The sequence below is a fragment of the Microbacterium sp. C448 genome, assembly GCF_000582705.2.
Lineage (GTDB): Bacteria > Actinomycetota > Actinomycetes > Actinomycetales > Microbacteriaceae > Microbacterium > Microbacterium lacus_A.
Genome location: NZ_HG779773.1, coordinates 1 through 6,428, shown reverse-complemented (window position 1 = coordinate 6,428; position 6,428 = coordinate 1). Strand labels below are relative to the sequence as shown.

The following is a 6,428-nucleotide window of genomic DNA, read 5'->3' as shown; positions in this document are numbered from 1 at the left end:
ATCCGTACACCACCTTGCCGGACGCCACCGGACGCGTTTGAACTGGGGCACCGAAAGCGTTGCGGGGCAGGTTTCACCCTGCCCCGCAACACCTCAGGTGCCCCACTTCGAGCCAGACTCCGGGGAAGCGGAACCGCTCCACCGAGAACGAGCGCGGCGGCGAGGCCGATCACAGCCGCCCGCGGTACACGGCGACGATTCGGCCGGGCACTGGCTGTGTCGGCGCGGGCCAGGGCCAGCACTGCCGCGCCTCACGGGTTGGGGTTGACGCTCAGATTCTCGTCGAGTTCGATCCATCCTTCGGGGGCCGAGCCAGGGGGACCGATCTGCGCCTCAAGGAGTCCGGGAGCACTCGTCCGGATCCAGTACCCCCATAGCGTGATGCCTCCGCAGCCCGTGTATCCGTCGGTGCGGTCGCGCACATCGATGACCATGCAGATCGAGCCCTCATCAACACCCCGGACGATCCAGTAATCGATGTCGTCATGCGTTCCGACGTAGCGGGAGGTCTCGGGTCGCAGATTGTCATACCCGCCGTCGAGCTTCTCGGCAGGAAGCTCGTCTTGCGCGGTCCGAGGCCGTGCATAGGCCGCGATGTCGGAGAACGGCTCGGCGTCCTCAGTCATCGAGCCGGATGGCGCCGGCGCTGGAACCGCAGGCGCGACGCTCCCCCGCCCGAGCATCCCCGACGCGAATGCTGCACCGACCGCGATACCCGCGACCACGACCACCGCAGAGACGCTGACGGCCACGCGCGCACGGCGCCGACGGATGCTGTCGGCCCGCGCCGCGCCGGCGAGCACCAGCCCGCGCATCTCGGCCTTCTCGTCCGGGCCCAGTACTGTTCGATCGTCCATGTCAGCTCTCCCACATCGGGATGATGTCGTCCCGCAACCGGGCTTTCGCCCGTGCAAGACGCGACTTCACCGTGCCGACCGGGATGCCCAGCGCGGCAGCGGTGTCCTTCTCCGGATAGCCCTCGAGAATCGTCAGCACGACGACCTCGCGCTCGCGCGTCGGCAGCCCCTGCAGCGCGCCGAGGAGTCCGGATTCGTCGGCGATGACCGGTGCCGGGACATCCTCCGCTCGCGGCGTCCGGGCGAGCAGGTTCCGATACCGGCGCGCCGATCTCTCCAGATTCCGCGCCGCGTTACTGACGGTGTTCAGCAGCCACGGCAGGGGCGACCCATCGACCAGACGCACCGAACGACGCTTGCGCCACAGTTCTGAGAACGCGATGACCACGGCATCCTTCGCATCCTCGCGGATGCTCAGAAAGCGCGAAGCGTGCCGAAATAGCCGGTCGCCGTGCGGTCGAACAGTCGGGCCAGCGCAGCCTCGTCGTCCGCGCAGACACCCGCCCAGTCGTGTCGGTCTTCGTCGCTCATACCCGGTTATGTCCGGCCGACCCGAAAAGGTTCACGGCGTCTGAAATCCAACAAAGCGTCAGACGAGGAACAACCCGTCGAGCACTCCAGGGTTGTGCGCGTGCACCAGCACCAGGAAGACGACCGCGTCGAACAACAGGTGCACCGTGACGACGTACGCCAGCGACCGGGTCTTCAGGAAGATGAAGCCCTGCAGAAGGGCGAACGGGATCGTCAGCAGCGGACCCCACGCCTGGTACCCGAGCTCCCACAGGAACGAGACGAACACGATCGCCTGCAGCCCGTTCGCGACCCACATCGGGAAATGACGACGCAGCAGCACGAAGACCGTGCAGATGAAGAAGAGCTCATCCCAGATGCCGACCGCGCCCACGCCCGCGAACAGGCGCGCGATCAGCTCGGGCGTGTTCACGACGGGCCAGTTCGTGTAGACGCCCGAGGTGATGAAGTAGAAGGGCAGGATGAGCCATCCGAGCGCCAGTACGACGACGAGCCACGTCCATTGGAACGTCGTCCACCTGCCGCCTCCGCGCCAGGGGAACCGGATCGCATAGTCCCGGTAGACGTAGCGCGAGATCAGATACGGCACGAGCACCGCGCCGCCCAGCGCGAGCGTGAAGCGCACCATCGCCCAGTTGTCGAGTTCGGCCTTCAACGGAATGACGCTGACGATGAGCATCCCGATCGCGATCAGCGACAGGTCGCGGACGAGGCTCGGCGGACGAGTAACGCCTCCAGCGGCGTGCGGGTCCGAGAGGGAATCGGATGCCTCCGCGGAACCCCGACCATCCAGGCGACCGCGCAGCAGCCAGGCGAGCAGCATCCCGAGGGCCAAAAGCGCCCAGCCGAGCCACGCGATCTGCAAGACGAAGAGGGCGGGGGCCGCGAGACAGATCACGAGCGCCGGCAGCAGCCCGATCCAGACCGTCGGACGGACGGGAGCGTTCTTATCGGTGAGCGCAGGCATCGGAACCAGTCTCTCAGACGGTGCGCGATCCCGAGTGAGCGCGCATCGGGCAGCTACGCAGAGACGCGCCGATAGGCCAGATCACGGATGGCCCGACCCGCCCGGATTCCCTTGCGCTCGAACGCGGTCATGACGCGTCCGTCGAACCTCTCGGCCCAGTCGCCGTCGAACGCGCGCTCGAAGTGCGGCGAGGCATCGAGCGCGACACGCATTCCACGCGCGTAGTCTTCCCAGTCGGTCGCCATACGCAGTATGGCCCCGGGCGCGAGGGCGCGGGCGGCGGCGTCCGCGAATTCTTCCGTCACGAGCCGGCGCTTGGTGTGCTTGTTCTTGTGCCACGGGTCGGGGAAGAACACCCACAGTTCGGCGACGGATGCCTCGGGCAGCAGAGTCGTCAGCACCTCGGGCGCGTTCGCCTCGATGACCCGGATGTTGCGAGCACCCTCGCGCTCGGCGTCGAGCATCGTGCGGGCAAGCCCCGCGCGGAACACCTCGACGGCGAGGAAGTCGGTTTCGGGATGCGCGAGCGCCGCCGCGATGATCGCATGGCCCTGCCCCGACCCGACCTCGACGATCAGGGGGGCTGTGCGCCCGTAAACGTTGGCCGGGTCCAGGCGAGCATCACGATGGACGGACGTCTCGGCGTTGCCGCGCTCAACGTCGATCAGGTAGGCGGGGGCGAGCTCGATCCAGGCGCGCTCCTGACCGTCCGACATCCGGCCGCCCCGCCGGACGAACGAAACCGGCTTGTCGCGAAAGGTGGGTTCGTCGGGTTCGGTCACACTCTCCAGGCTATCGAGCCCCGGCATCCGTCCCCCGCCGTCCTCCCACCACACCGAAACACCCCTTGTGCGGCGAAACACCCCGTGACACAGGTGGTTTCGTCGCGCGATGGGTGTTTCGGCGAGGTAGTGCCCTGCCGCGGGCGGGCGGGCGGGCTGTCGCGCAGGAGGGCGGTCGAGCAGGGGCGCGTGCGCGGCCACGGAGCCGCCGAAATCAGAGGCCCGACGTGTCAGGACGTGTCAGGACGTGTCAGGACGTGACGAAGTCGATGAGCTCTTCGACGCGGCCGAGCAGGGCGGGCTCGAGGTCGCGGTACGACGACACCGCGCCCAGCACCCGGCGCCACGCGCGAGCCAGGTCGGCGGGAGTTTCGGCCGGCCAGCCCAAGCCTCGGCAGATGCCCGTCTTCCAGTCGATCCCCCGCGGAACCTCGGGCCACGCCCGGATACCCAGTGCCTGCGGCGTGACGCACTGCCAGACGTCGACGAACGGATGCCCCACGATCAGCATGTGCGCGCCGTGCGGCCCGCGCGCCACGGCGTCGGCGATCCGCGCCTCTTTCGAGCCCGGCACGAGGTGGTCGACAAGCACCCCGTAGCGGCGCTTCGCGGACGGCGGCTCGGCGGCGAGCATCGCGTCGAGCAGGTCGACACCCTCGAGATACTCGACGACGACGCCCTCGATGCGGAGGTCATCGCCCCAGACCTTCTCAACCAGTTCGGCATCGTGCCGACCCTCGACGAGGATCCGGCTCGGCAGCGCGACCCGGGCCCGGGCGTCGGCGACCGCGAAAGAACCCGACGCCGTGCGGGCGGTCGCCGGCCGGGCGGCAGGCGCGGAGGGGGCGGGCGCACAGAGCTCGACAAGCTGACCATCCACCATGAATCCGGGCCCCAGCGGGAACAGGCGACGGCGACCATGCCTGTCTTCAAGCTCGACGTGGCCTGACTTCACGCTGGTCACCGCGCCGCACCATCCGTCCGCGGCGACCTCGATGACCATGTCGAGCTCGGCGGCGATCCGAGGCACACGACGCGCGTTCTTGTCCCGCCATCCCGCGGCGAGCACGTCCGTTCCGTACCTGTCGTCCATGTCGCCTTCCGGAGGTCTCGTGGGGCGGGCGGGCGAGCGGCACGCGCCCGCAGCATCCATCACCCGCCGCGAAACGCTACCTCGCCCCCAGCGCGCGATCGCGTGGGCTCGCCGCGAGTGCGTCCGATCGTCGTGCGGGCGGCTGGGCGCCGCTATCGGGCATGCCGGACGACGCATAGACTCGTCGGGTGGGCTGTTCCTCGGCCCTCGAAGGGGGTCGCGATGCGCGCGCGCTGGTCTCTGAACGCGCGCGCGGCTGCCCTCGGTCTGGTCGTCACGGCGCTTCTGCTCGGCCCTGCCGCGTCCGCGAGCGCGACGCCGCCGGTCACCCTCGGCACCGGCTACGTCTTCGACGACGTGGGTGTCCTCTCTGCGGACGAGATCTCGTCCGCAGAAGAGAACCTCACCCAGTTCCGTGATGAGTCCGGCCTCGACCTCTGGGTCGTTGTCGTCGATGAGTTCACCGACCCGTCGTCGTCCGTCGACTGGGCCTACGCTGCGGCGGAACAGAACGGTCTCGGACCGACGCAGTATCTCCTCGCGGTGGCCATCGACTCCCGGCAGTTCTATCTGTGGGGCGACAGCGCGGGCCCCGTGACAGACGAGCAGCTCGGCGCGATCGAGCAGAACGACACACAGCCCGCGCTCGCCGACGACGACTGGCTGGGCGCCATCGACGCGACCGCCGCGGGACTCGGCGAGGCGATCGGCATCACGACCGGCGGCGGCACGGATGACGGCGGAACCTCGGGCGGCTCGTCCGGCTTCCTCCCCCTCCTCGCGGTCGGCGCTGTGGTCGTCGCCGGATTCGTGCTGGTCGGATGGGTGCTGCTGCGCAAGCGCAAGCGTCCCACCGGCGCCGGAGTAGAGGCCCCTGTCGTGTCGACCGAAGAGCTCGAGCGACAGGCATCCGCAGCCCTCGTCGCCACCGATGACGCGATCACGACAAGCACGCAAGAACTCGGCTTCGCGAGGGCGCAGTTCGGCGACGAAGCCACGGCCGAATTCGAGGACGCTCTCGCCCGTGCCCGCGCGGCGATGACCGAGGCATTCGGACTGCAACAGTCCCTGGACGACGAGAAGCCGGACACGGATGCCTCGGCGCGGGCGGCATACTCTCGCATCCTCGAACTCTGCGCTGCAGCGAACGCCGACCTCGATGCCAAGGCCGCGGCCTTCGACGAGCTGCGCCAGCTCGAGCGGAACGCTCCCGAGGCACTGGTCCGCGTCGAGGACGAGAGGACCAAAGCTGCGGCAGCGATCGAGGCAGCCGATGCCGCTCTGGCCACGCTCGGGACCCGATACGCTCCGGAAGCCTTCGCCACCGTCGCGGACAACCCCGATCAGGCCCGCGCTCGCCTGGAGTTCGCCACGGAACAACTCGCCGAGGCGCAGCGCGACGTGGGCGCGGGCAGGGGCGGCGAGGCCGCCATCGGCATCCGCGCCGCCGAGGACGCGGTCGATCAGGCACGGCTCCTCGAAAAGGCGATCGACGACCTCACGACGAACCTTGCCGAGGGTGAGCGCCAGGCGGCCGCGCTCGTCAGCGAGCTCGAGACGGACCTCGCGACCGCCGCGTCCCTCCCCGACCCGGACGGCCGCATCGCCGCGGCAACGCTTGCGACGCGTCGCGGTCTCGACGAAGCACGGAAATTGCTCGTTTCGCCGAGCCGGCCCCTCGCCGCGCTCGAGGCGCTGCGAGCCGCGAACGAGCAGATCGATGCCGTCATCGCGGGGGTACGCGACGCCCAGGCTCGCGACGAACGCGCCCGCCAGCAACTCGCGCAGGCCATGTTGCAGGCTCAGGCGCAGATCTCGGCGGCCGACGACTACATCACTTCACGCCGCGGCGCGGTGGGGGCGACGGCCCGCACGCGACTGGCCGAGGCGCGCGCTTCGCTTGCGGGGGCGCAGCAGCTCCAAGCCACCGATGCGGCCGCGGCGCTCGGGCAAGCCGGTCGTGCGGCGCAGCTCGCGGCCGAGGCCACGAGCGCAGCCCAACGCGACGTCGGTGCTTTCGACGGCGGCGGCCTCGGCGGGGGTTTCGGCGGCGGATCAGGCTCGAACAGCGGATCCGGGATGCTCGGGGCCATGCTCGGCGGCGTCGTGCTGAACTCCCTGCTCAGCGGCGGCTCGCGCTCATCGGGCGGCTTCGGGGGGCTCGGCGGACTCGGCGGCCTCGGCGGGGGCTCGCGCGG

6 protein-coding genes are annotated in these 6,428 nt (G+C 69.7%); 1 reads left to right on the top strand and 5 read right to left on the bottom strand.

Features of this window, described 5'->3' with window-relative positions:
* Window positions 1-251: 251 nt before the first annotated feature.
* From MIC448_RS13315 to MIC448_RS13295, 5 genes are all read right to left on the bottom strand, one after another.
* On the bottom strand, window positions 252-857 hold the full coding sequence (locus MIC448_RS13315; RefSeq protein ID WP_036300627.1) for a hypothetical protein: 606 nt from the start codon (window positions 855-857) through the stop codon (window positions 252-254).
* A gap of 1 nt (window position 858) precedes the next feature.
* A complete protein-coding gene (locus MIC448_RS13310; RefSeq protein WP_232711662.1) occupies window positions 859-1,269 on the bottom strand; it encodes an RNA polymerase sigma factor in 411 nt (136 codons plus the stop codon).
* A 177-nt stretch (window positions 1,270-1,446) separates the two neighbouring features.
* A complete protein-coding gene (locus MIC448_RS13305; protein ID WP_036300626.1) occupies window positions 1,447-2,355 on the bottom strand; it encodes a CPBP family intramembrane glutamic endopeptidase in 909 nt (302 codons plus the stop codon).
* A 53-nt stretch (window positions 2,356-2,408) separates the two neighbouring features.
* Complete coding sequence (gene trmB / locus MIC448_RS13300; RefSeq protein WP_036300625.1) at window positions 2,409-3,164, bottom strand: tRNA (guanosine(46)-N7)-methyltransferase TrmB; 756 nt, start codon at window positions 3,162-3,164, stop codon at window positions 2,409-2,411.
* Window positions 3,165-3,387: 223 nt separating this feature from the next.
* Window positions 3,388-4,230, bottom strand: a complete 843-nt coding sequence (locus tag MIC448_RS13295) for a DUF3097 family protein (RefSeq protein ID WP_036300622.1) — start codon at window positions 4,228-4,230, stop codon at window positions 3,388-3,390.
* 222 nt (window positions 4,231-4,452) lie between these two features.
* Between MIC448_RS13295 and MIC448_RS16585 the strand changes: the two genes are divergently transcribed.
* Window positions 4,453-6,428 (top strand): TPM domain-containing protein (locus MIC448_RS16585; RefSeq protein ID WP_036300618.1); only part of this gene is annotated, 1,976 nt, incomplete at its 3' end.

What these genes read in the sequence shown, in the direction of transcription:
- MIC448_RS13315 (WP_036300627.1), bottom strand. Translation starts at nt 857, where the DNA reads ATGGACGATCGAACAGTACTGGGCCCGGACGAGAAGGCCGAGATGCGC.
- MIC448_RS13305 (WP_036300626.1), bottom strand. Translation starts at nt 2,355, where the DNA reads ATGCCTGCGCTCACCGATAAGAACGCTCCCGTCCGTCCGACGGTCTGG.
- trmB (WP_036300625.1), bottom strand. Translation starts at nt 3,164, where the DNA reads ATGCCGGGGCTCGATAGCCTGGAGAGTGTGACCGAACCCGACGAACCC.
- MIC448_RS13295 (WP_036300622.1), bottom strand. Translation starts at nt 4,230, where the DNA reads ATGGACGACAGGTACGGAACGGACGTGCTCGCCGCGGGATGGCGGGAC.